Annotated in this window: 1 protein-coding gene; it reads left to right on the top strand. The window is 41.8% G+C overall.

The features are described 5' to 3' along the window. Positions 1-561, top strand: a 561-nt coding sequence (locus ACS8FC_RS18445) for a DegT/DnrJ/EryC1/StrS family aminotransferase (RefSeq protein WP_439297859.1), incomplete at its 5' end; no start/stop codon positions are given. Positions 562-644: the final 83 nt, after the last annotated feature.

Here is a 644-nt window from a genome sequence, read left to right on the forward strand (position 1 = left end):
GGTAAGAGTTATGCTGCAGTCTATGAAACTGAGCAATCACCTGGTTACAACTGGCTCCATGAGAGCTTTGGAACCAACTGGCGTATGACTGAATTACAAGGGGTCATAGGACGTATCCAACTGGAGAAAATGAGTGAGTGGACAGCCAAACGGGCTGCTAATGCGCAAGCCATACTAGAGGCCTGTAGCAAATGGGAGGCCAAAGGCTACCTTTATGTACCGAGACTAGAGCATTTAGCGGAGCTCTCAAATACGAACCACGCTTACTATAAGTTATATGTCTATGTGCAACAAGAAAACCTAGCTAATGGCTGGACACGTGATCGCATTATTGAAGCGATTAATCATCAAGGCGTACCTTGTTTTTCTGGATCTGCGTCAGAAGTTTATTTAGAAAAGGCTTTCGATGATACAGGGTTGCGTCCAAGCATTAGATTGCCAATGGCAAAGCAGTTAGGAGAGAGTAGTCTCATGTTCCTAGTCCATCCCACGCTCACGACTGCTGAAATCGAACAAACAATAAAGGCTATCGATACTGTATTTAGCTCAATGGTCAAATAGAGCAAATCTATAGTTGATAAAGTATTGTTTTTAAAAGTCTAGAACGAAATAAACGTTATTTTGCTAAAAAGCTATAAGATAGT

Source organism: Psychrobacter sp. 1Y4 (assembly GCF_051847555.1).